Here is a 22,278-nt window from a genome sequence, read left to right as displayed (position 1 = left end):
AGAACGAGCGGATCTCGCGTTTCGCCTGATAGCGCGAACCCGCGCCACCGTCGAAGCCGTCATAGGACGGGGCCTGCAAAAACAGCGTTTTCATGAGAGGGGTGCTCCGGCTAACCTTGGATATTGGGGCAATCGATACCTGTTTGCGCGCGTACCGGCATGGGGCTGGCGCCGCGCGCGAGGATGGGTGTTCGCGATGTGTCGGACCGTCCGTCAACGACCATCCGTGACCTCGACAGCGGCGCGCCGTGGCGCCCCGCCCGCCGTGGGCTTGATCGGGCGTTCGGGACGTGGCCCGGCAACCATGCGGGCATCGGGATTGGCGACGGGCACGCGCGCGCCGCGCCAGATCACATGCGAGCCGAACACGGCGGCGAGCCATTGCAATAGCAGCAGGACATCGCGCAGCGGCACCAGTGGCAGGTCGCGCAGGAATGTGCGCCAACCCGCGTCCAGGCCCGCGCTGCTGCGCGCGTGCAAGGCCAGTCGGGCGATGATACCGCCGGCCGTGCTCGTGCCGAGGGCCGCCAGCACCGCGCGCGTCGACGCGCAGACCGGCACGCCGCCGCTGCCCGCGAGCAGCAGCGCATACGCCAGCGCGCCGATGACGAGCCACGGCGTCGTGAACGTGATGAAAAGCGAGGCGAAACCGGCTGGATTGACCGAGCGGATCGTGCGCAGCCAGCGCGTCTCGCGCAGCCATAGCGTGCGCAACGTCGGCTCGATCACGTCGGTGGCGACCAGCACCGGCGCGAGCACCGTGGCGAGGCCGTGATCGCGCGCAAAGCGGGCGAGCAGGTAATCGTCGGCGAGCGCGTCCTTGAGCGCCGCGAAGCCGCCGATGCGCTCAAGCGTCGCGCGCGAGAGCGCCAGCGTCGCACCGAAACCGAACGCGCGCGAACCCGTCGAGTGCGCCACGCGCACGGAAGGCGCGAACCATTCGTTGATGAAGAGCGCGCCCAGTCGCGGCCAGAAACCGCCGATGCTGCGCGCGCTGTAGAGGCACGTCACCACGCCCACGGCCGGATCGGCGAGCGGCGCCGCGACGATCTCCAGATAATCGGGTTCCACGGCGATGTCGCTATCGGAGACGATCAGCACGTCATGGCGCGCATGTCCGGCCATGTTGATGAGATTGCTCACCTTGAGGTTGCTGCCGTGCACACGCGCATCGACCACGAGTTCGATGTCGTGGCCCGGATATGCAGCCTGCAGGCGCTCCACGACAGCAATGGCCGGGTCCTGCGACGAAGACACGCCAAAGATCAGTTGATAGCGAGGGTGGTGCTGCTCGCAGAAGGTCGCGAGGTTTTCGTAGAGACGCGGCTCGGCGCCGCACAGCGGCTTGAGCACGCTGACCGGCACCGGCGCGCGTGCGCGGGCCAGCCGCGCGGCTTCGCGCACCTGCGCGGCGCAACCGAAGCGTGGCATCGTCAGCGCCGCGCCGATGGCGTAAAACGTGGCCGCGCCGCACAGCGCCGCCAGCAGCCACCAGCCGCAAGGCCACAGGGAATAAAGCGAATTCGTCATGCCAGGGCGCCTCGCCTGCGATGGCCAGGGCCGGCAAACTTCTCGCCCGCGCGACGCAATCCGATGACGCGCTTTGGACGAATCGCACAAAGCGCAAAGAGCGCGCGCGATATAGCAGACTGCCCTGCTTTCTCACAGCCCATAGGAAGCACATCGCAAAAAGCGTCGTGCGACATATTGACCATATCGCGCATTTCGCCTCGGACCATTTGTCCTGCCCAGAATTTCATAAAAAATCAGACGGGTATCGTATCTGTGCCGCATAAGCGCAGCCAGCGCCGCCTTAAATAAGGGCACTGAGTTTTGATGCGACGCAAATCAAACTGACAATTGAATGGGGGAGACTTCTGAAAACTTAACGAACATACTGCTCCCACCCTGATTCAGCGCAAAAATTGTAGCAGCAAGACCCGCCACCTGCTCTTGCACGCCACGCAAAAATGCTTCTCATAAATGGAATACTGAAAGATGCCGGAAATGATTTCATGCTAATCACGCCAGGCTTCCATGATTTTATGAATTGAAAAAAGTCGGTAAGCCTATCGTAATCATTCTTTAATAATTTTGAATTAAACATGGACCGCACTCAATTAAACAAGAATAATTACGATTCAATTCGATAATCCATGGTAGTTAAATCGAATCTCCATTGCGCCTTCACAAACGGAAACCACGCCGCGCGTATGGGTTCCGGATAGCCGTCAGCAGAATCAAGGCGGCTTTGGCACAATGGCCGCCAGCTTGCGTCTGCCTTGCAGCGGGTCCGATTGTTTCTGTCTCTATTTTTCTGTCCCGATTGTTTCCGACCTCGCGCGCAGCGCCCCACCACGACCGAAGCACACCGGAACGCCCCATGAGTCTGCCTCCCTTCTCCGTACTCGACCTTTCGCCCGTGCCCGCCGGCTCCAACGCCGGCGCCGCGCTGCGCAACACGCTCGACCTCGCCCAGCACGCCGAGCGCTGGGGCTACCAGCGCTACTGGCTCGCCGAGCATCACAACATGACGGGCATCGCCAGCGCCGCCACTTCGGTCGTGATCGGCTATGTGGCGGGCGGCACGAAGACGATCCGTGTGGGCTCGGGCGGCATCATGCTGCCCAACCACGCGCCGCTGCTGATCGCCGAGCAGTTCGGCACGCTCGAAGCGCTCTATCCAGGCCGTATCGATCTGGGTCTCGGGCGCGCGCCCGGCACCGACCAGACCACGGCGCGCGCACTGCGCCGCGATCTGCAGGCCAGCGCCGAAGCCTTCCCCGACGATGTCGCGGAGCTACAGCGCCTGTTCGCCGCCCCCGTCGAAGGTCAGCGCGTGCGCGCGGTGCCTGGCGCGGGCCTGAACGTGCCGCTCTACATCCTCGGTTCGAGCCTGTTCGGCGCGCAACTGGCCGCGGCGATGGGTCTGCCCTTCGCGTTCGCCTCGCATTTCGCGCCCGATCATCTGCTCACGGCGCTGCGCGTCTATCGCACGCAGTTCCGGCCGTCGGCGACGCTCGCGAAGCCGCACGCGATGGTGGGCGTGAATGTGTTCGCCGCCGGGAGCAACGAGGAAGCGCGCTTTCTCTTCACCTCGCTGCAACAGCAGTTCGTCAACCTGCGGCGCGGCACGCCGGGACAACTGCCGCCGCCGGTCGAGCAGATCGCCGCCAACGAGTACGAACTCGCGGGCGTCGCGCATTCGCTCGCGTGCTCGGTGATCGGCGATCGCGAGACCGTGCGCGCGGGACTGGCCTCCGTGCTCGAACAGACCAGCGCCGACGAGCTGATCGTCACCGCCCAGATCCACGATCACGCGAAGCGTCTGCGATCGTTCGAGATCACCGCCGAGGTTCGCGACGAGATGGCCGCCGCGCGCTGAAGCTGCGTTTGACGCCACGGGTGAAGGCGTAAAAAAGCGGGCGCATCCTGAACCGGATGCGCCCGCTTTGGGTTCTGGCTCACGCCGGAGCCGTCAATGCGGCAGCGCCGCCAGTCCCTTGAGCAAGGCCGCGTGAAACGCCTCGGGGTCCTGCATCTGCGGCGCGTGCCCGGCATCGGGGAATTCAACCAGCGTCGCGTGCGGGATCGCCTTCGCAGCCGCGCGCCCAAGCTCCGGATAGTGGCCGAGCTGCGCGCGAACCCCAGGCGCGGCGGCATCCTTGCCGATCGCCGTAGTGTCCTTCTGGCCGATCAGCAGCAGTGTCGGCATCTGCAACTGGCCGAATTCATAGACAACGGGCTGCGTGTAGATCATGTCGTAGAGCAAGGCCGAATCCCACGCGACCTGCGCCCGCCCCGCGCCCCGATACATGCCCGCCAGCATCTGCACCCACGGCTCGTAGCGCGCGTTCCAGGTGCCCGCGTAGTAAGTCGATTGCTCGTATCGGCGAATGCCGTCGGCGCTCGTCTTCAGTTCGCGCGCGTACCAGTCGTCCACGGACAGCGAGGGCACGCCCTTCGCCTTCCAGTCCTCCAGACCGATGGGGTTCACGAGCACCAGTTGCTCGGTCTCGCGCGGATACATCAGGCCATAGCGCACCGCCAGCATGCCGCCCGTCGAATGGCCGATGATCGTCGCGCGCCCGATGCCGAGCGACGCCAGCAACGCGTGCGTGTTGCGCGCGAGTTGCTGGAAGCTGAACTGGTACGCGGCGGGTTTGCTCGATTTGCAGAAGCCGATCTGGTCGGGCGCGATCACGCGGTAGCCCGCAGCGGCCAGGCGCGTGATGGTGTCGCCCCAGGTGGCCGCGCAAAAGTTCTTGCCGTGCAGCAGGACCGCCGTGCGGCCATTGGGCTGTTGCGGTTGCACGTCCATGTAGGCCATGTGCAGCGTCTGGCCCTGCGAGGTGAAGCTAAACACGTGAACCGGATGCGGATAGTCGAAGCCCTGAAGTTCGGGGCCATAAGCGGGGCCATCGGACGCAGAGACAGACGCAGAAGCGGCGGTGGGGGCAGGCGTCGATACGTCAGGGGCGCCAGCGCCGTTACCCGCCGCGCAGGCAACGAGACTCAATGCGGCGGCGCAGCAGGCGGTGATGGCGAAAAGCTTGCGGATCGGTGGCATGGGCAATGTCGAGGGTATGGGGCATGGCCACGCGACAAGCCGAAGCGGCCGAAGCAGCGGAAGTGGTACAAAGCAGCAGAACCGCCGCATCGGCCTTCACGCGGACCGCCTGCGATTCTAGCGGGCATGGACCAGCGGCGTCGCCAAGCCTGCATCCCGCGCTCGCTACGACCGGCGCAATCGCCGGCAAACCGGGCAAGCCCGGGCTTGCCAATTGCTACCACTTGCTACCACCTTGCCACCGCTTTCTCACCGCCCGCTGCAAGCCGATTGCACGATGCGCGATCGATTCGCGCAATGCCGTTTTCGGTGCTAGAACAGTCAAGGCGCGGTCATAAAAACGACGCAATCACAACGTCGTCAGACTCAGGTTCACCGGGGGCACACCACAACAAGGAGACGACCATGGAAACTCCGGCAAGCCTCAACGATCTGCAGCGCACCACGCTCGCCATCGTGCTCGCGGGCGGACGCGGCACGCGCTTAGGCCCCCTCACCAACAAGCGCGTGAAGCCCGCGGTCCACTTCGGCGGCAAGTACCGCATCATCGACTTCGCGCTGTCGAACTGCCTGAATTCCGGCATACGGCGCATCGCCGTGGTCACGCAGTACAAGGCGCATTCGCTCCTGCGCCATCTGCAGCGCGGCTGGGGTTTCCTGCGCGGCGAATTCAACGAGTTCCTCGACCTCTGGCCCGCGCAGCAGCGTGTCGAAGGCGCGCACTGGTATCGCGGCACGGCCGACGCCGTGTACCAGAACCTCGACATCATCCGCTCGATTTCGCCGAAATACGTCGTCGTGCTGGCCGGCGATCACATCTACAAGATGGACTACACGCGGATGATCGCCGACCACGCCGCCAGCGGCGCGGACTGCACCGTCGGCTGCATCGAGGTGCCGCGCATGGACGCGCGCGCCTTCGGCGTGATGGCGGTGGACGAGTCGCGCCGCGTGACGGGCTTCGTCGAAAAACCCGACGACCCGCCCGCCATGCCCGGCCACCCCGACATCGCGCTCGCCAGCATGGGCATCTACGTGTTCGAAACCGAGTATCTCTTCAAGCTGCTCGAAGAAAACATCGCGAGCGGCGATACCGATCACGACTTCGGCAAAGACATCATCCCGCGCGTGGTCACCGACGGCCATGCGATCGCCCATCCGTTCAGCATGTCGTGCGTGTCGTCGGACCCGAAGGCCGAGCCGTACTGGCGCGACGTGGGCACCATCGACGCGTACTGGTCGGCGAATCTCGACCTGGCGTCGACGATACCCGCGCTCGACCTCTACGACCGCCACTGGCCGATCTGGACCTATCAGGAGCAGTTGCCGCCCGCGAAGTTCGTGCGCGACCTCAACGGCCTGCAGGGTTCCGGCACCAATCTGATCGTGTGCGGCGGCAGCGTGATCACGGGTTCGCAGATTTCGCGCTCGGTGCTCTCGACGAATGTGGTCGTGAAGTCGTTCTGCAACATTGCCGAGGCAGTCTTGTTGCCACAGGTGAGCGTGGGCGCGAGCTGCCGGTTGCGCAAGGTCGTGGTGGACCGCGGCTGCGCGATTCCCGACGGCACGGTGATCGGCGAAGACCCGGTGCGCGACGGCGAGCGCTTTTATCGCACCGAAAACGGCATCGTGCTGGTCACGCGCGAGGCGCTGGCGAATCTTGGGCCGGGCGCGTGAGCGCCTGGCTGAAGCTGCCCAAAGCCACCTGAAGCCCGCTGAACCCGCGCCCGCAGCCGAGAATGCAATCCAGAGGATTTCCGCCCCGATGACGATCCGCGTCCTGCATGTAGCCAGCGAACTCTATCCCCTTCTCAAGACCGGCGGTCTTGCCGATGTGACGGCCGCCCTGCCCGCCGCCCTGATCGAACTGGGCGCCGATGCGCGCGTGCTGCTGCCAGGTTTCGCGGGCGTGGCCCAGGGTCTCGCCGACCTGCGCCCGATCGCGCGGCTCGAACGCGGCTTCGGCGCGCGCGAGGCCACGCTCGAACTGGGCCGCCTGCCCGGCAACGATCTGCCGGTCTACATGGTCCGCGCCGATGCCTTCTACTCGCGCCCCGGCAACCCGTACCTCGACGACGAGCATGTGCCCTACGGCGACAACGCCCAGCGCTTCGCCCTGCTCGGCTGGGCGGCGGCGCAACTCGCGCAGCATCTCGATCCCGCCTGGGCGCCCCACATCGTGCACGCGCACGACTGGCACGCGGGCCTCGCGGGGGCGTATCTGCGCGCGGCGGCGCGCGAGCGCGGCCATGCGCCGGCACGCAGCGTCTTCACGATTCACAACCTGGCCTATCAGGGAATCTTCCCCGCCCGGCAATTCGACGAGCTCGGTCTGCCGGGCGACTTCTTCGACATGCATGGCGTCGAGTTCTATGGTCAGCTTTCATTCCTGAAAGCTGGACTGTTCTACGCCGACAAGATCACCACCGTCAGCCCGACCTACGCGCGCGAGATCCAGACCGTGGCGCAGGGCGGCGGCCTCGAAGCGCTGCTCAAGGGCCGCGCCCACGACCTCGTCGGCATTCTCAACGGCGTGGACTACAGCGTGTGGAGCCCCGCGGCCGATGAGGCCATTGCCGCGCGCTATTCGGCCACACGCATGAGCGGCAAGCTGCGCTGCAAGGCGGCGCTCCAGCAGCGCTTCAACCTCACGCAGAAACACGACGCGCCCGTGTTCGCCGTGGTGAGCCGCCTGAGCGAGCAGAAGGGCCTCGATTTGCTGCTCGCGGCGCTGCCCGAGATCGTCGCGCGCGGCGGGCAGCTTGTCGTGCTCGGCACCGGCGACGCCAGCCTGGAAGCCGGTTTTACGCGCGCGGCGCGCCAGCATCCCGATGCGGTCGCCGTCGAACTCGGCTTCGACGAAACGCTCGCGCACGAGATCGTCGCGGGCGCCGACGTGATGATGGTGCCGTCGCGCTTCGAGCCGTGCGGCCTCACGCAGCTCTATGCGCTCGCCTATGGGGCGCTGCCGCTCGTGCATCGCACCGGCGGCCTCGCCGATACGGTCACGGACGCCTCGCTCGAAAATCTCGCCGACGGCACGGCCACCGGTTTCGTGTTCGAGCGTTTCGAGCCGGATGCGCTCACGGCCGCGATCCGCCGCGCGTTCGCCCTGCACGCGCGCAGCCGCGACTGGCGCGAGACGCGCGCGCGCGGCATGCGCGAGGACTTCGGCTGGGCGGCTTCGGCGCAGCGCTACATGGCGCTCTATCGCGAACTGGTCTGATCGCTGCGATCGCTTCAGCCGCTGCGATCGCGCCCGCGGACCACATCCGATACACAACACCTCACGCACGCGCCCATCGACCGTGCGCGGCGAATTCGGTTATCGTTGCTGCACTGCGCACAAACGCCGTGCGGCAGGCGCGGCGGGCTTCCCGCGAGTCCCGGCGCATTTCCGCCGAACCGCATCATCCCCAGGCAGACCGAAGCGAAACGACCATGAAAAACGTATTGAGCATCCAGTCGCATGTCGTGTTCGGCCATGCGGGCAACAGCGCCGCCGTGTTCCCCATGCGCCGTCTCGGCGTGAACGTATGGCCGCTCAACACCGTGCAGTTCTCGAATCACACGCAGTACGGCCACTGGAGCGGCAGCGCGATCGACGCCGGCCAGATGGTCGAACTCGTGGAAGGCATCGGCGCGATCGGCGTGCTGCCGCGTTGCGACGCCGTGCTCTCCGGCTATCTGGGCACGCCCGATCAGGCGCAGGCCGTGATCGACGTGGTGCGCGCCGTGAAAGCCGGCAATCCGCACGCGCGCTACTTCTGCGATCCGGTGATGGGCACGCTCAACACGACCGGCGGCATTCCTGGCAGCGGCTGCCGCGTCGAGCCCGGCATCCAGGAGTTTCTCGTCACGCATATGCCCGAGGTGGCCGACGCGATGATGCCGAATCACAGCGAGCTGCAGCGGCTCGTGGGACGGGAGCTGGAGACCGCGGAAGAAGCCGTCGATGCCTGCCGCGAACTGATCGCGCGCGGCCCGAAGCTGATCCTCGTGAAGCATCTGCTCGACCGCAACAGCCCCGCCGACGCCTTCAACATGATGGTCGTGAGCGAGCGCGAAGCGTGGCTCGCGCAGCGCCCGCTCTACCCGTTCGCACGTCAGCCGGTGGGCGTGGGCGACATCACGAGCGCGATTTTCGTCGCGCGCCTGATGCTCGGCGACACGCTGCGGCGCGCATTCGAGCACACGCTCGCGGCCGTCAACGCGGTCGTCAAGACGACTTACGACGCGGGGCGCTACGAGCTGGAAATCGTCGCGGCGCAGGACCAGATCGCGCGCCCGCGCGAGTGGTTCGATGCCTGGACCGTCGATCTGGTCTGAGTTTCGCTTTGGCAAGCGGGTGCCAGTCGGGTGCCGACCGGGTATCAACTCGGAGGCCAAACCCGGCCACCCGGCACGGCGCATCCTATAATGCGATCCGCATGTGCGCGCGGCCAGCGGTTTCCCATCCGGGTTCCCGGCCTCGGCGCTCACCGTTAGTTGAAGCGTTAGTAAAGAAGAGATTGACCGATGTCCGATTCCATCCGTAGCGAACAGGAAGAATATTTCGAGCAGTTGTGCCTTGCCGTCGACGGCGGCGAAACGCACGAGCAGGAAGCGATCGAATTCTTCGAAGAGCACAGCCACGACGCCGATTTCGACGCCGCCCAATGGCTCGATATCGCGCTCTATCACGCCCCCGACGTCGCGCGCGGCATCATCGATTTCGTCGATGCCGAAGACCGCGAACGCAGCGACATCGCCCAGACGATCGCCGACAACCTCGACATCGCCTATGGCGACGACGACTGCATGCGCTTCGAGCGCATCATCCGTTTCGCGCTGGCCAACGGCGTGCCGGTCGATCTGGACGTGGTGCTCGACGGCTGCAACCGCGCGCTCGACGACCTCGAAGGCTGGGCCAACGAAGGCACCATGGCGCCGCTCGTGCAACTTCGCGACACGCTGCTGGCGCTGCAATCGGGATACTGACCGGGCAGGGAAAGCGCGGTGCGGCCCCGCGTCACGCCGGCCTGTTATATTCGACCCACGCCGGCCACCCAGCCACGCGCGTGGCTTCGACACCGCAAGCACCGTCGTACCGGCATCGCTGCAGCACCGCCTTCATCAAGGCGCGCACCGGCCCCAGCGGCTCCGCGCGATCGTCATAAACAAGAACACCGCCGCGCCCGCACAGCGCCAGGAGTCACGATGAGACCGCGCCACACGCCCCGCATCGATTCGCGCGCGCCTTCGCGCGAGCGGCGCGCGGCCTTGCTATCCGGTTGGCCCACGGGCTGGCCAACCTTCGGGCACCCCGCGCGCCGCGCCCGCCGCGCCGCGCTATTCGCGCTCTGCGCGGGCGCCCTGGCGTGCGCGCTGGGCATGGCGCCCGGCGCCACGGTGCGCGCGGCCGGACCGCTCACGACACCGCTCACGATCCGCATCGGCTTTGTCGCGCCGCTCACGGGCGACTACGCGAACTATGGCCACGATCTGCAGAACGGCGTGCAGCTCGCGCTCGACGACGCCAACGCCCAGGGCATCAAGATCGGCGAGCAGACCGCGCGTTTCGAGCTGATCGCCATCGACGACCGCGGCGACCCGCGCCTGGGCATCCAGGCCGCCGCGCGCCTCGCGAACCTGAACGTGGCCGCCGTGGTCGGCCACTTCAACTCGGGCACGGCGATTCCGGCCTCGCGCATCTACGAGAGCGCCGGCATTCCGATGATCGACCCCGCCGCGACCAACCCCGTCATCACCTCGCAGGGCTTCGCCAACACCTTCACCGTGATCGCCAACGACGCACAGAACGCGGGCATCGCGGGCGCATGGGCGGTGGACGTGGTGAAGGCGCGGCGCATCGCCATCGTCGACGACCGCACCGCGTTCGGCCAGGGCGAAGCCGACGTGTTCGAGCGCACCGTCAAGGAGCACGGCGGCAATGTGGTCGCGCGCGACTTCGCGCCCACCGACGCGGGCGACTTCGGCCCGCAACTCGCGCGCATCAAGGCCGCCGACGCCGACCTGCTCTACTTCGGCGGTCTCGCGCGCCAGGCGGCCGCCCTCGTCAAACAGATGAAGGCGCGCAGCATGCACACGCAGTTCGTGGGCGGCGGCGGCGTGGCGATCCCCGATTTCGTGCAGCTCGCGGGACCGGCCGGAGACGGCGCGCTCGCGTGGGAATATGGGCGCCCGCTCGCGCAGTTGCCCGACGGGCCGCGTTTCGCGCAGAAGTTCAAGAGCCGCTTCGGCACCGAGGTGCTCGCCTATGCGCCGTTCGGCTATGACGCGACGTGGGCCGCGATCCACGCGATGACGGCGGCGAAATCGGCGAATCCCGATGTGTTTCGCGCCGCGCTCAAGACGCTCTCCTTTGACGGCGTGACCGGGCGCATCGCCTTCGACGACACCGGCGCGCTGAAAAACGGCGCCTCGACGCTCTATCAGGTCAAGCAAGGCGCCTGGGTGCCGGTGACGACGCGCGGCGGCTGACACTCCTTCGACGGCCTCATTGCGCCTCATTGCGCCTCATTGTGCTTTCGCGCGCACGACGATCTGAGCGTGCGCGTCGCGCTGCATGCGCAGCAGCGCCTCGCGCATCTGCGCGAAATCCTCCGGCGCGCACATCTGCCGCCCGAAATGCGCCGATAGGCGGCGCGTCACCTCAACCGTGCGGGCGTCCCGATCGAACGCATAGTGCGCGGTGTAGTCGAGCGACGCGGCGCTCGCTGCCGTATCGCGTGAGAGATCGCGCGGCAAATCCGTCACACGAGCGAACGCGGGCAGCGTGATGCGCGCATGTTCCTCGAAGTCGCCGCTGATGCAGGCCCAGGGCTGAGTGCGCCGCGGCACCGCGAGCCAGTTGTCGAGTTGCGAGGCGATGCCGCCCGAGAGGCTGCTCAAGGCCGGCAGCGCCGTGGTGCCGTCGGGCCAGACGACGTGGTCGAGCGTGCCGTCGGTCGTGGTCGCGAACGCGCCGCTGGTGGCGTCGAGCGCGCCCGTGGTCAGCCGCGCCGTGCCCGCGAGACCGGTCTGGCGCAAGCGCTGCGCGGCGATCTGCTGCGCGCCCTGATGCGTCGCGCGGCGAAAGGTGTTGCGCTCCGTTTCGGCGAGCGCGCCCGCCTCCTCCACACGATAGCGATACGACGCGTTGCCGTCTTCGCCCACCTCGATGTCGAGCTGCGCCGAGCGGGCGCGCGGCTGGGTCGCGGGCGTGCGCACGAGCACGCCGTCGTCGACGAGCAGCGCGGGGCGGTCCATCACGCCCGCGGGCAAAAAGCCGAAAGCCACGCCGCCCGACGAGGTATCGGCGAAGAGACCCAGATCGGGCAGCCACGCGATCACGTGATTGATGGCCTCCTCGCCGTAGCCGGGCACCGAGGGCAGCGAATAGACCGGCCCAAGGTTCAGCAGCGCGCCCTCGGCGCGGATGCCCACCGCCGCCAGCAGCGCCGTGAAGAGCGCGACGTGGTCCTTGCAGTCGCCATAGCGGTCGCGCAGGATGTCGATCGCGCGGTGCGGCGCGGCCGCCGTCGTGCCGAGAAAAAGCGCCACATAGCGAATGTTCAGGCGCATCCAGTCGTAGATGCGCGCGGCTTTTTCGCGTGGGTCGCCAGGGTCCGTCACGCCCGCCGTCAGCGCCTGCGCGAAGGCGGCGATGGCCGGATCGGTCGCGGTGGGATCGGCGGCGGCTTCGCGATAGCGCGCGGCGAAGCTCGCGTAGTCCGGCACCGTGCTCACCATCAGGCGCGCGCCCCAGTTCACGCGCGCCACCGCCCCCGCTTCCAGCGCGGGCAACTGCCCCTGGCGGAAATCGAAGGTATAGCGGGTGCGGCCGTTTTCGGTGACCGGAGGCAGGGCTTCGTAGCCGCGCGCATCGGCATAAAGCGGCAGGTCGGCGGGCAGATCGAAGATCAGGCGCTGGAACTCGACCGGCTCGGCGGGCGGTTCGACGAAATACGAGAACGTGCCCGCCTGGAGCGCCTGCGCCCGCCGCTTGTCGAACGCGAGCCGCACGCGCGCGCCGGGCTGCACGCCGGGAAAGATGACGGTGCGCAACACGCCGTCCTGGAAGGTCGGCGCGCCCGCCGAGCGCGGCTCCTGCACGTCGCGGATGCCGCCTGGCGCCACCTCGTGCACGCTGCCGTCGGCGTCGATGGTCTGCGCGGTGAGCGCCGTAATCGATTCGATATCCTTATTGAACCAGACATAGCGCTGCGCCACCGCATCGACGCCGGCCGTGGTGTTGGCGCGCATCGTCGAATCGTCGTGCTCCTGGCCCGAGCCGTCCTTCTGGATCACGAACAGATGGACGTCGCGTTCGAGCGTGGCGGGCGAGATGTCTTCGTCGGCAGGCGTTTGGGCCTGGGCGCTCGCGAGCGCGAACATCAAGACCCCCGCGAGCGCGCGTGACAGGCGAAAAGCGGCTGAAGGCGATAGAGACGATCGGGGCACCGGAACCTCGTTCGGACGATGAAATGCGCTTCCCGTTTTAGCACATTGCCGCGTGTCGTCGCCCGATGTCTCCCCGATGTTTCCTGATGCTTCCCGGCGGATCAGCCCGCGAGCGCCTCGCTCGTTTCCAGCGAGCGCAGCAGCGACACGGCGATCCCCTGCGCCGCCAGCCGCACCTCGTCCAGCGATGCGAACGAAGGCGCGATGCGCAGATGGCTGTCCTGCGGATCGACGCCATAAGGAAACGCCGCGCCCGCCGGCGTGAGCACGAGCCCCGCTTCACCCGCGAGTTCGACCGTGCGCCGCGCGTGGCCCGGCGGCACGTACAGGCTGATGAAATAGCCGCCTTGCGGCACGTTCCAGCGCACGCCCGGCACGTTCGAGAGGCGTTCGCGAAACACCTCGTCGACGGCGGCGAATTTCGGCGCGAGCAGCGCCCGATGGCGCGCCATGAGCGCGTCGAGCGTGGCGCGCCCGCGCAGATAGCGCACGTGGCGCAACTGGTTGAGCTTGTCGGGCCCGATCGAGCGCACCGACGCGCAGCGCTGCCACCAGGCCACGTTGCCCGGCGAGGCCGCGAGCCACGCGAGCGCGCCGCCCGCGATCGTCACCTTCGAGAGCGAGGCGAACATCAGCACGCGCCCGGCATGCCCCGCCGCCGCGCAGGCCGCGATCACGTCGAGCGTCGTGTGCGCCGTATCGGTCAGATGATGGAAGCGATAGGCGTCGTCCCAGAACAGCCGGAAGTCCGGCGCGGCGGCCGGCATGGCGGCGAGCCGGCGCACGACTTCATCGGCGTAGATCGCGCCCGTCGGGTTGCTGTAGAGCGGCATGCACCACATGCCCTTGATCGAGGCGTCTTCACGCACAAGGGATTCGACGGCGTCCATATCGGGGCCGTCGTCGTGCATCGGCACGCTGATCATGCGCACGCCCAACGCCTCGCAGATCGCGAAATGGCGGTCATAACCGGGCGCGGGACAGAGAAACGCGATCTCGCCCTGCGCGCGCCACGGGGCGCCGCGCGGGCCTTCTTCGCCTTGCGGCACGCCATGCAGCAGCGCGAACGCGAGCGCATCGTGCATCAGTTCGAGGCTCGAATTGCCCGCCGCGACCACCTGGGCCGCCGGCACGCCCAGCAACTCGCCGCCCAGCTCGCGCGCCTCCGGCAGGCCCAGCGGCAACCCATAGTTGCGGCAGTCGAAGCCGTCGCGGGCGCGATACCCCGCCTGCCCCGCTTCGTCGAGCAAGGCCTGCGAGAGGTCGAGCTGTTCTGGCGCGGGCTTGCCGCGCGACAAATCCAGCCGCATCTGCCATTGCCGGAATCGTTCGTAGTTCAAAACATTGGGCGGGCTTATCGACATCGCTTTCCCCGGTTTGGGCCGTCAGTGGCGTGGTACGTTCAGATCCGGATCCAGCATACGGACGTCGCCATCTTCAGACAAACGCGTTATATTGAACTTTTCGATCAGATTTTCTGATAGCAAATCCGTTTTCGAGCCTGATTTCATGAAGACTCTCGATCTCGACGTACTCGCCATGGTGGTGGCCGTGGCCGACGCAGGCAGCTTCGTGCGCGGCGCCACGCTCGTGCATCGCTCGCAGGCAGCGGTATCGATGCAGATCCGCGCGCTCGAAGAGGCCATCGGCAAGCCGCTCTTTATCCGCGCGCCGCGCAACGTCACCCCCACGCCCGACGGCCATACGCTGATCGGCTATGCACGGCGAATGCTGGCGCTACGCGACGAGGCGTGGGCCACGCTCGCGCATCCGGAGATCAAGGGGCGCGTGTCGATCGGCATGCCCGACGATTACGCTTCGTCGCTGCTGCCGCCGGTGTTGCGCAAGTTCTCGGCGAACTGGCCGAAGGTGGAGATTCAGGTCGTGGGGCTGCCGAGCAGCGCGCTGGCGCCCCTGGTGCGCGAGAACAAGATCGATCTGGCCTGCGTGACCAGCACGACGGGTTCGGGCGGACTCGCGGGCGAATTCATCCGCTTCGAGCCGATGGTGTGGGCAGCGCCCCCCGCCGCCGTGAGCGCGGCGATCGGCCGGGAAATCTGGCGCGAGCGGCCGCTGCCGATCGCCCTCTTCAGCGCGGGCAGCGTGGCGCGCGAGAACGCCATCGAAGCCCTGGAGCGCGAACGGATCACCTATCGCACGTCATACGAAAGCCCGAGCCTGATGGGCCTGTGCAGCATGGTGGCGGCCGGCCTCGCCATCGCGCCGCTCGCGCGCTGCGCGGTGCCCGAGACCTTCGTAACGCTTGGCCGCCAGCACGGCCTGCCCGAGTTGCCGGAACTCGAAGTGGTGCTCGCCCGCAGCGCGCGTTCGAACCGGCCGCCCTGCGACTTCCTCGCCGAACAGATTCTGGCGGAACTGCGCGTCTGAGCTTCTACGCCATGGCGGCGCTAACGCTTCAGGCTTCCTCGTCGCCCTGGCGCGTGAGCAGCGCGTGGAGGCGCGAGATGTGGCGCAAGAGCAATTCGCGATGCTTTTCGATCTGTTCGAGCCGCCCTTCCAGGTCGGCGCGCGCGCGTTCGTCGGTTTCGGCCTGCGCGATGACGTCTTCGATGCGTGCGCGCAACACGGCCGGCTCGACCGGCAGCATGCTCAGATGACGTTCGAGCTTGCGCACGTCCTGCGCGGCAAGATCGCGGATCTTGCGCGTACCGGCGGTGCGCCTGGCCGTACCGGCTTGCGCGGGGCCGCTGCCGCTGTCCAGGCGGCTGCTGGTGCGCTGGCCGAAAATCGGCTCGGCGCGCAGCACCGGCGCCTTGCGCACCGGATGCGCCGTGCCGCGAAAACGCGCATGCGGCGCTTCTTCGGCGATGGCGGCGCGCGCCTGCGGGGGCACCTCGGCCGCCTCGTGGCGCTCGTCCATCCAGCCTTCGGGCAAGCCTGTCACCGCCTCCACGCCGCGCACGAACTCCGCGCTGAAGTCGCGCCGTCCGGACACGATCAGCTTCATATAGCTTTCGGAAAACGTCATCATCCGCGCGAGGCGCGTGACGGCGCCCACTTCGCGGGTGAGCATCGCGAGATTCGCGCGCCACACAGGCATGAGCGCTGCGCCGGAATCTTCCATCGCCCAGGTCCTCCCTAGCGGGCCAAAACCGACTGGCCAATTCCTCAAGGTTAGCCGCATCGCAAGGCAGGACGCAACCCGCGTGCCGAAGTTCGCGAGCGAAAGGGAAATGAGAGAGAAGCGTTTGAGCCCCCGAAAAGCGGGGTCGAAACGTTAGAGACAAGATTTGCGCACGGTCCGACCGATGCCAATACTTCGGACTACGTGGCAAATAGGTCTGCTAGAAATGCCCGGTAAAGCGATAGCGGCTGCCCGGATGCCAGAGATTGGCCACCGACGCCACCGCCTGACGCGACCACGTGCGTCGATGCAGCACGAGACACGGCTCGGACGGCTTCATCGCCAGATGGGTGCGTGTGTCGTCCCCGGGCGCGAGGGCCTCGATGCGATATTCCACGCGCTGCAAGGGCGCGACACGCACGAGGTACTGGTTCGGCGTGATGTATGTGAAGTCCTGCTGCGTGTAGTCGGGCGCGAGCGCAGGATTGACCCAGCGCTCTTCGAGCTGCACGGGTTCGTCGTTTTCGAAATGCAGCACGCGCGAGTGAAACAGGGCCGCGCCGGTGCGCAGTCCCATCTCGTCCGCGAGCGCGTCATCGGCGTCGATCGCGCCGATTTCCAGCACCGCCGCGCGATAGGCGTGGCCGCGCGCGAGGATTTCGTCGGAGATGCTGCGGATCGCCACCAGCGTCGATTCGTACTTCGGCTGCGCGACGAAGGTGCCCGCGCCCTGCACGCGCGTGAGCACCTGCTCGGCGGTGAGTTCGCGCAGCGCGCGGTTCACGGTCATGCGCGCGACCTTGAATTCGCGCGCAAGCTCGTTCTCCGACGGCACCTGGTCGCCCTCGCCCCACTCGCCCGCATGGATGCGCGCGAGGATGAAGTCCTTGATGCCCTGGTATGCGGGTGCGTTCATCGCTCTTTCAAACATTGAGCGTGAGCATCGCGGCGATGCCCACGCCCAACGCCTCGCGCCTAGCGCGCTTCCGATTCGAACGACAGCGGGCTGTGCGCCGCGATCGCGCCGTCCTGCACGAGCCGGGTCACCGCAGCGATGTCGGGCGCGAAATAGCGGTCCAGATCGTAGTGCGGCACCTTGCTGCGCACCGCTTCCATCACGCGATGCAGCGCCGGGCTGGTTGCGTGCGGCGCGCGCAGATCCACGCCCTGGGCCGCGGCCAGCAGTTCGATCGAGAGGATGTTGGCGGTGTTGTCGGCGATATCGGCGAGCTTGCGCGCGGCGAAGGTCGCCATCGACACGTGGTCTTCCTGGTTGGCCGAAGTCGGCAGCGAATCCACCGAAGCCGGATGCGCAAGCGTCTTGTTCTCCGAGGCGAGCGCCGCCGCCGTCACGTGCGCGATCATGAAGCCCGAATTCACGCCGCCGTCCTTGACGAGGAAAGGCGGCAGGCCCGACAGCGTCGCGTCGATCAAGAGCGCGATGCGGCGCTCGGCCAGTGCGCCGATTTCGGCGGCGGCGAGCGCGAGATTGTCCGCCGCGAACGCGACCGGCTCGGCGTGGAAATTGCCGCCCGAGAGGACTTCATGCGTTTCGGGGAAGATCAGCGGATTGTCCGAGACCGCGTTGGCTTCGATCAGCAGCACGTTAGCGGCGTGGCGCATCTGGTCGAGGCACGCGCCCATCACCTGCGGCTGGCAGCGCAGCGAGTACGGGTCCTGCACCTTGCCGCAGTCGCGGTGCGAGAGATTGATTGCCGAGCCTTCGAGCAGCGTGCGATAGGCCGAAGCCGCCTCGATCTGGCCGCGATGGCCGCGCAGTTCGTGAATGCGCGCGTCGAACGGCTTGACCGAGCCCGCCGCCGCGTCCACGCTCAGCGCGCCCGCGACCAGCGCCGTGCGGTACAGGTCTTCGATCGCGAACAGGTTGTAGAGCGCGAGCGCCGTCGACGCCTGGGTGCCGTTGAGCAGCGCGAGACCTTCCTTGGCTTGCAGCGTGAGCGGCTTGAGGCCGGCGGCGGCCAGACCGGCTTCGGCGCTGGCGCGCTCGCCGCGGATGAACACTTCGCCGATGCCGAGCAGCACCGCCGACATATGCGCGAGCGGCGCGAGGTCGCCCGAGGCGCCCACCGAACCCTTCACGGGAATCAGCGGCAGCACGTCGGCGTTGAACAGCGTGATCAGCGCATCCATCACCTCGCGGCGAATGCCCGAGTGGCCACGGCCTAGGCTCGAAAGCTTGAGCGCGAGCAGCAGACGCACGACCGGACGCGACATCGGCTCGCCCACGCCCACCGCATGCGAGAGCACCAGATTGCGCTGCAGCAGTTCGAGCTGGTCGGTCGGGATGTGCGTGCTCGCGAGACGCCCGAAGCCCGTGTTGATGCCGTAGGCGGGTTCGCCCTTGGCCGCGATTTCGGCGACGGCGCGCGCGCCCGCATCGATTGCGGCGAAGCTCGCGGGGTCGAGTTCGAGTTTGACTGCGTTGTCGTCCGTGGCGCGTGCGATTTGGCGCAGTTGCGGCAGGGTCAGATGGCCGGGCGTGAGGAGCATGATCGAATCCTGTCTATACAAGTGACGGGCAGTCTAGCCTGTCCCGCCTGTATAGACAACCTCCGCGCCCTCGCCCGCGACCTGGGACTATCCACTAGTGCATTCCCGCGCCGCTCACGCCTCCAGCCGCCCGACGATGAACGCCAGAAAGCACTGCACGCGCGCGGCCAGCGCGGCGCTGCGGTAGTAGAGGGCGTGGATCGGCTGGCGCTCGGCGAGCAGCGCGTCGTCGAGCACGGTCACCAGACGCCCCGCCGCGCGGTCGGCGGCGGTCATGAAGTCGGACAGACAGGCAAGGCCGGCGTCGCCCAGCGCGAGCTGGCGGATGGTCTCGCCGCTCGACGCCGCGAGCGCGGGCTGGATCGCGAGACCTTCGTTGGCGTCGTCGCCGAATAGCGCGCCTTGCGTGTCGCTGCCGTCCTGTTCGCGCTGAAGACGCAACGGCCAGCGGTTCAGTTGCGCGGGGGCGGTAAAACCGATCAGCCGATGCGCGCGCAACGCGTCCAGCGTGCGCGGCGTGCCGTGCGCCGCGAGATACGCGGGACTCGCCACGACGCGGCGCCGGCTCACGCCCAGCGAGCGCGCGTGCAGCGTGGAATCCTGCAGCGCGCCGATGCGAATCGCAATATCGACGCGTTGCTCCAGCAGATCGACGATGCGCTCGTTGCTGGTGAGTTCGAGCTGAATGTCCGGATAGCGCGCGGCAAACGCCGTCATGTGCGGCACGATGCAGTGGAGCATGAAGGGCGTGGCCGCGTCCACGCGCAGGCGCCCCGACGGCTGCTCCCGATGACGGGTGACAGCCTCCTCGGCGTCTTCCATCGCCGCCAGAATGGCGCGCGCACGTTCGAGAAAAAGCTCGCCCTCCTCGGTCAGCTGCAGGCGGCGCGTGGTGCGCAGAATCAGCGCGACGCCCAGTTGCTTTTCGAGGCGGGTGAGCGCCCGGCTCACGCCCGAGACGGTCTGATCGAGTTTTTCGGCGGCGGCGGTGATCGACCCCGCATCGATCACGGTGACGAATACGAGCAATTCGTCGGTGGAGGTTTTCATTATTGATCCACAATCAAGATTCATTTGAGACTAACACGGTTTTTGCAAGGCACGAATGCCGCGATACTGGCTGCCATGTTGAATCGACAGTGAATTTCCGGACCACGGGAGAAACCCATGAAAGTATTCGTGACAGGCGCAGGCGGCTTTATCGGCGGCACGATTGCCGCGCATCTGGCGCGCACGGGCCATGAAGTGCGCGGCCTCGTGCGCCGCCCCGACCAGTTCTCCGATCTCGAAGCGCTCGGCATCGTGCCGGTGGCGGGCGCGCTCGACGATCGCGAGTTGCTGATGCGCGAAGCGCGCGCCGCCGACGCCGTGATCAACGCGGCGAGCAGCGACCATCGCGGCGCCGTCGAGGCGTTGCTCGACGCGCTCGAAGGCTCGGGCAAAACGCTGCTGCATACGAGCGGGTCGAGCATCGTCGGCGACGCCTCGGGCGGCGAGGCGACCGACAAGATTTACTACGAAGACGCCCTGCCCGCGCCGACGCCCGACAAGGCCGCGCGCGTGGCCATCGACGATCTCGTGCTGGCCGGCGCGCAACACGGCGTGAGAAGCGCCGTGCTCTGCAACACGCTGATTTACGGCGTGGGCGCGGTGCCGGGTGCGGCCAGCGTGCAGTTGCCGCGTCTGATCCGTCAGGCGCAAAAGAGCGGCGTAATGCGTCATGTCGGACGCGGCCTGAACATCTGGTCGAACGTGCATGTGGACGACGTGGCGGAGCTGTATCGCCTGGCGCTCGGGAACACGCCGGCGGGTACGTTCTATTTCGTCGAGAGCGGCGAAGCGGATTTCCGCACCATGACGGCCGCGCTGGCGCAAAAGATGGGGTTGGGCGCGGCGCAGGACTGGCCGCTCGAACAGGCCATCGAGGAATGGGGCTACGAGATGGCGTCGTACGGTCTGGGTTCGAACAGCCGCGTGCGCGGCGAGCGCGCACGCAAGCTGCTGGGATGGGCGCCTAAGCGCAAGTCGGTCACCGAGTGGATTCGCGACGAAATGCCTGCGGTGTAGGACGGTTTTAGAAACCCAATGCGAAAATAGGTGGTCAGCAGCACAGTGTTGTTGCGTATCCGTAAGCTCAATCCGATAAAATCGCGCCGGTTTGCACTATCTGCCGGCGCGTTCTTATGCCCGGCCTCCGGATACGCCGATGCTTCTCGCGCTGAACTTCGACTGGCTGACCAATCTGCTCGCCATTCTGTTCGTGGTTGCGTGCCTCTACGATGCGCGCTACGACGAATACGGCACGCTGACGCTCGCCGCCGCCGCGATGGGCCTCATCGTGATGGCGATCGAAGTCTTGCTACGCCCTGCTTTCGAAATGTCTCTTTAAAGCGGGATTACGCACGACTTCGTTGTACTTACAATCGCTTTTCAACAGCTTTCGTCCGGCTGTTCTCCCCGCTTTTCCCCTATGAAGGCTCCTGCTCGTGCGAGCAGCACGCGTGCTGCCGCGGGCTGGCTTCATCGCGGCCGCGATGGCGCATCCATTCGGCATCCGAATCAATTTTTCGCGACTCCATCGCGCCTTCATCCTTTGCGGATTGGCATCGTCGTTCGGATCAACTCACTCGAACCATTCCACCAGGTAATCGAGCGCGCTCGACCAGCCTTCGCGGTGAGCATCGCGTGTTGCCTCGTCGAACAGGCGCTCGTGGCGCAGCATCAATTCCGTGGTGCTGCCCTCGGCGCGCAGCGTCACGCTCACGCGCGATTCGCGCTCAGGCGTGCTGCGCCATGCCCACGTAAAGACGAGTTTCGATTCCGGCACGACTTCCCGGTACGTGCCGCTCACGTCGTATTCCTCGCCGTCCGGCGAGCGCATCAGAACGCGAAAGCGCCCGCCTGGCCGCACGTCCGCCTCGGCATGCAGACAGATCGTGTCGAGCGGGTGCATCCAGCGCATCAGTTGCGCGGCTTGCGTCCATGCCGCGTAGACCTTCGCGGCGCTCGCGTTGATACGGCGCCGGAGGATGAGGCTGAGGAATTCGGGACTGGCTGTGTCGCTGGCGCTGCCTGCAACGGTTGCGCCAAGGCTTGCGGCGTCGGGTTTGGTTGACATGCGTCCTCCTCCACGAATGCGGCCAGACGATCGAGCGCCGCGCCACTAGAATGACGGTTTTCTCCCTTCTCTTCCGCTCGCGCGCACACCATGCCGTCCAAAATCCGCAATTCGCTGCTCTGGATCTTCGACGCCCTCGAGCGCGACGCCACCTACATCCGCAAGCCGATGTTCGGCTGCGACGCCGCCTATGTGGACGGCCTGCTCTGCCTGATCGCCGCCGACCGCGCCAAGCCGTTCAATGGCCTGCTGGTCGCCACGTCGCATGATCGTCACGCGGCGCTCATCGGCGAATTCCCCGCGCTGCGCCCGCATCCCGTGCTCGGCAAATGGCTTTACGTGCCGCAGGACGAGCCGGCGTTCGAGGACCTCGCCGAACAGCTCGTCGCGCTCGTGCTCGCACGCGATCCGCGCGTGGGCGTCGAGCCGAAGCCGCGCAAGCGCCGCGGCAAAAGCATTCTGCCGAAGTAAAAAGCAGCGCCGCTCCATCCGCAAATGCCGCACGGCCCGCGCCGCCATGAAGCGGACGCGGGCCGTGAAGCCGGCAGG

At 66.9% G+C, this 22,278-nt stretch carries 19 protein-coding genes; 10 read left to right on the top strand and 9 right to left on the bottom strand.

All coding sequences use genetic code 11. The features are described 5' to 3' along the window. Positions 1-213: 213 nt before the first annotated feature. Positions 214-1,530: a bacteriohopanetetrol glucosamine biosynthesis glycosyltransferase HpnI gene (gene hpnI, locus B0G62_RS20890; protein WP_103706109.1), complete on the bottom strand. Its 1,317-nt coding sequence runs from the start codon at positions 1,528-1,530 to the stop codon at positions 214-216. 859 nt (positions 1,531-2,389) lie between these two features. On the opposite strand from hpnI, the gene B0G62_RS20885 reads away from it, so the two are divergent. Continuing rightward, the gene (locus B0G62_RS20885; protein ID WP_103706121.1) at positions 2,390-3,385 is read left to right on the top strand and encodes an LLM class flavin-dependent oxidoreductase; all 996 of its coding nucleotides are present in this window, start codon (positions 2,390-2,392) and stop codon (positions 3,383-3,385) included. 93 nt (positions 3,386-3,478) lie between these two features. Here the strand turns inward: B0G62_RS20885 and B0G62_RS20880 are convergent, their stop codons facing one another. Next, complete coding sequence (locus B0G62_RS20880; protein WP_103706108.1) at positions 3,479-4,570, bottom strand: alpha/beta fold hydrolase; 1,092 nt, start codon at positions 4,568-4,570, stop codon at positions 3,479-3,481. A 405-nt stretch (positions 4,571-4,975) separates the two neighbouring features. Here B0G62_RS20880 and glgC point away from each other — a divergent pair, with 405 nt between their 5' ends. The 5 genes from glgC (at position 4,976) to B0G62_RS20855 (ending at position 11,053) form a co-directional block, all read left to right on the top strand. Continuing rightward, positions 4,976-6,247: a glucose-1-phosphate adenylyltransferase gene (glgC, locus tag B0G62_RS20875; protein WP_103706107.1), complete on the top strand. Its 1,272-nt coding sequence runs from the start codon at positions 4,976-4,978 to the stop codon at positions 6,245-6,247. A gap of 88 nt (positions 6,248-6,335) precedes the next feature. Then, the gene (glgA, locus tag B0G62_RS20870) at positions 6,336-7,796 is read left to right on the top strand and encodes a glycogen synthase GlgA (protein ID WP_103706106.1); all 1,461 of its coding nucleotides are present in this window, start codon (positions 6,336-6,338) and stop codon (positions 7,794-7,796) included. 215 nt (positions 7,797-8,011) lie between these two features. Further along, positions 8,012-8,899, top strand: a complete 888-nt coding sequence (gene pdxY, locus B0G62_RS20865) for a pyridoxal kinase PdxY (protein WP_103706105.1) — start codon at positions 8,012-8,014, stop codon at positions 8,897-8,899. 189 nt (positions 8,900-9,088) lie between these two features. Continuing rightward, positions 9,089-9,550 (top strand): hypothetical protein, encoded by a 462-nt coding sequence (locus B0G62_RS20860; protein ID WP_103706104.1) that lies wholly within the window; start codon positions 9,089-9,091, stop codon positions 9,548-9,550. Between the two features lie 393 nt (positions 9,551-9,943). Then, complete coding sequence (locus B0G62_RS20855; protein ID WP_103706120.1) at positions 9,944-11,053, top strand: branched-chain amino acid ABC transporter substrate-binding protein; 1,110 nt, start codon at positions 9,944-9,946, stop codon at positions 11,051-11,053. Positions 11,054-11,089: 36 nt separating this feature from the next. On the opposite strand, the gene B0G62_RS20850 is transcribed toward B0G62_RS20855, so the two are convergent. Continuing rightward, positions 11,090-12,949 (bottom strand): DUF3857 domain-containing protein, encoded by a 1,860-nt coding sequence (locus tag B0G62_RS20850; RefSeq protein ID WP_103706103.1) that lies wholly within the window; start codon positions 12,947-12,949, stop codon positions 11,090-11,092. Positions 12,950-13,116: 167 nt separating this feature from the next. Further along, positions 13,117-14,379, bottom strand: a complete 1,263-nt coding sequence (locus tag B0G62_RS20845; RefSeq protein WP_181315624.1) for an aspartate aminotransferase type Ic — start codon at positions 14,377-14,379, stop codon at positions 13,117-13,119. Between the two features lie 145 nt (positions 14,380-14,524). Here B0G62_RS20845 and B0G62_RS20840 point away from each other — a divergent pair, with 145 nt between their 5' ends. Next, the gene (locus tag B0G62_RS20840) at positions 14,525-15,403 is read left to right on the top strand and encodes a LysR substrate-binding domain-containing protein (RefSeq protein ID WP_103706102.1); all 879 of its coding nucleotides are present in this window, start codon (positions 14,525-14,527) and stop codon (positions 15,401-15,403) included. A 28-nt stretch (positions 15,404-15,431) separates the two neighbouring features. On the opposite strand, the gene B0G62_RS20835 is transcribed toward B0G62_RS20840, so the two are convergent. From B0G62_RS20835 to B0G62_RS20820, 4 genes are all read right to left on the bottom strand, one after another. Then, positions 15,432-16,100, bottom strand: coding sequence for a hypothetical protein (locus B0G62_RS20835; RefSeq protein WP_103706101.1), 669 nt, complete (start codon positions 16,098-16,100; stop codon positions 15,432-15,434). A 220-nt stretch (positions 16,101-16,320) separates the two neighbouring features. Continuing rightward, a complete protein-coding gene (gene hutC / locus B0G62_RS20830; RefSeq protein WP_103706100.1) occupies positions 16,321-17,016 on the bottom strand; it encodes a histidine utilization repressor in 696 nt (231 codons plus the stop codon). Positions 17,017-17,075: 59 nt separating this feature from the next. Continuing rightward, positions 17,076-18,611 (bottom strand): histidine ammonia-lyase, encoded by a 1,536-nt coding sequence (hutH, locus tag B0G62_RS20825; protein WP_167401318.1) that lies wholly within the window; start codon positions 18,609-18,611, stop codon positions 17,076-17,078. A 114-nt stretch (positions 18,612-18,725) separates the two neighbouring features. After that, positions 18,726-19,661, bottom strand: coding sequence for a LysR substrate-binding domain-containing protein (locus tag B0G62_RS20820; RefSeq protein ID WP_103706098.1), 936 nt, complete (start codon positions 19,659-19,661; stop codon positions 18,726-18,728). Between the two features lie 117 nt (positions 19,662-19,778). Here B0G62_RS20820 and B0G62_RS20815 point away from each other — a divergent pair, with 117 nt between their 5' ends. Together B0G62_RS20815 and B0G62_RS20810 are read left to right on the top strand one after the other, a co-directional pair. After that, on the top strand, positions 19,779-20,678 hold the full coding sequence (locus tag B0G62_RS20815) for an NAD-dependent epimerase/dehydratase family protein (protein WP_103706097.1): 900 nt from the start codon (positions 19,779-19,781) through the stop codon (positions 20,676-20,678). 139 nt (positions 20,679-20,817) lie between these two features. Continuing rightward, positions 20,818-21,000: a hypothetical protein gene (locus B0G62_RS20810; protein WP_027821027.1), complete on the top strand. Its 183-nt coding sequence runs from the start codon at positions 20,818-20,820 to the stop codon at positions 20,998-21,000. Positions 21,001-21,234: 234 nt separating this feature from the next. Here the strand turns inward: B0G62_RS20810 and B0G62_RS20805 are convergent, their stop codons facing one another. Next, positions 21,235-21,729, bottom strand: a complete 495-nt coding sequence (locus B0G62_RS20805; protein ID WP_103706096.1) for an SRPBCC family protein — start codon at positions 21,727-21,729, stop codon at positions 21,235-21,237. A 90-nt stretch (positions 21,730-21,819) separates the two neighbouring features. Between B0G62_RS20805 and B0G62_RS20800 the strand changes: the two genes are divergently transcribed. Then, positions 21,820-22,200, top strand: a complete 381-nt coding sequence (locus B0G62_RS20800) for a hypothetical protein (protein WP_103706095.1) — start codon at positions 21,820-21,822, stop codon at positions 22,198-22,200. The last annotated feature ends 78 nt before the right edge of the window (positions 22,201-22,278 follow it).

This window comes from Paraburkholderia eburnea (genome assembly GCF_002917095.1).
GTDB classification, from domain to species: Bacteria; Pseudomonadota; Gammaproteobacteria; order Burkholderiales; family Burkholderiaceae; genus Paraburkholderia; species Paraburkholderia eburnea.
The sequence above is the reverse complement of the archived record's forward strand: the minus strand, read 5'-3'. Positions and strand labels throughout refer to the sequence as shown.

Coding starts and splice junctions, on each gene's coding strand:
- B0G62_RS20815 (WP_103706097.1), top strand. CDS start 19,779: ATGAAAGTATTCGTGACAGGCGCAGGCGGCTTTATCGGCGGCACGATT.
- B0G62_RS20855 (WP_103706120.1), top strand. CDS start 9,944: ATGGCGCCCGGCGCCACGGTGCGCGCGGCCGGACCGCTCACGACACCG.
- B0G62_RS20810 (WP_027821027.1), top strand. CDS start 20,818: ATGCTTCTCGCGCTGAACTTCGACTGGCTGACCAATCTGCTCGCCATT.
- B0G62_RS20800 (WP_103706095.1), top strand. CDS start 21,820: ATGCCGTCCAAAATCCGCAATTCGCTGCTCTGGATCTTCGACGCCCTC.
- B0G62_RS20845 (WP_181315624.1), bottom strand. CDS start 14,379: ATGTCGATAAGCCCGCCCAATGTTTTGAACTACGAACGATTCCGGCAA.
- hutC (WP_103706100.1), bottom strand. CDS start 17,016: ATGAACGCACCCGCATACCAGGGCATCAAGGACTTCATCCTCGCGCGC.
- B0G62_RS20835 (WP_103706101.1), bottom strand. CDS start 16,100: ATGGAAGATTCCGGCGCAGCGCTCATGCCTGTGTGGCGCGCGAATCTC.
- B0G62_RS20805 (WP_103706096.1), bottom strand. CDS start 21,729: ATGTCAACCAAACCCGACGCCGCAAGCCTTGGCGCAACCGTTGCAGGC.
- glgA (WP_103706106.1), top strand. CDS start 6,336: ATGACGATCCGCGTCCTGCATGTAGCCAGCGAACTCTATCCCCTTCTC.
- B0G62_RS20860 (WP_103706104.1), top strand. CDS start 9,089: ATGTCCGATTCCATCCGTAGCGAACAGGAAGAATATTTCGAGCAGTTG.
- hutH (WP_167401318.1), bottom strand. CDS start 18,611: ATGCTCCTCACGCCCGGCCATCTGACCCTGCCGCAACTGCGCCAAATC.
- glgC (WP_103706107.1), top strand. CDS start 4,976: ATGGAAACTCCGGCAAGCCTCAACGATCTGCAGCGCACCACGCTCGCC.
- hpnI (WP_103706109.1), bottom strand. CDS start 1,530: ATGACGAATTCGCTTTATTCCCTGTGGCCTTGCGGCTGGTGGCTGCTG.
- B0G62_RS20850 (WP_103706103.1), bottom strand. CDS start 12,949: ATGTTCGCGCTCGCGAGCGCCCAGGCCCAAACGCCTGCCGACGAAGAC.
- B0G62_RS20880 (WP_103706108.1), bottom strand. CDS start 4,570: ATGCCACCGATCCGCAAGCTTTTCGCCATCACCGCCTGCTGCGCCGCC.
- pdxY (WP_103706105.1), top strand. CDS start 8,012: ATGAAAAACGTATTGAGCATCCAGTCGCATGTCGTGTTCGGCCATGCG.
- B0G62_RS20820 (WP_103706098.1), bottom strand. CDS start 19,661: ATGAAAACCTCCACCGACGAATTGCTCGTATTCGTCACCGTGATCGAT.
- B0G62_RS20840 (WP_103706102.1), top strand. CDS start 14,525: ATGAAGACTCTCGATCTCGACGTACTCGCCATGGTGGTGGCCGTGGCC.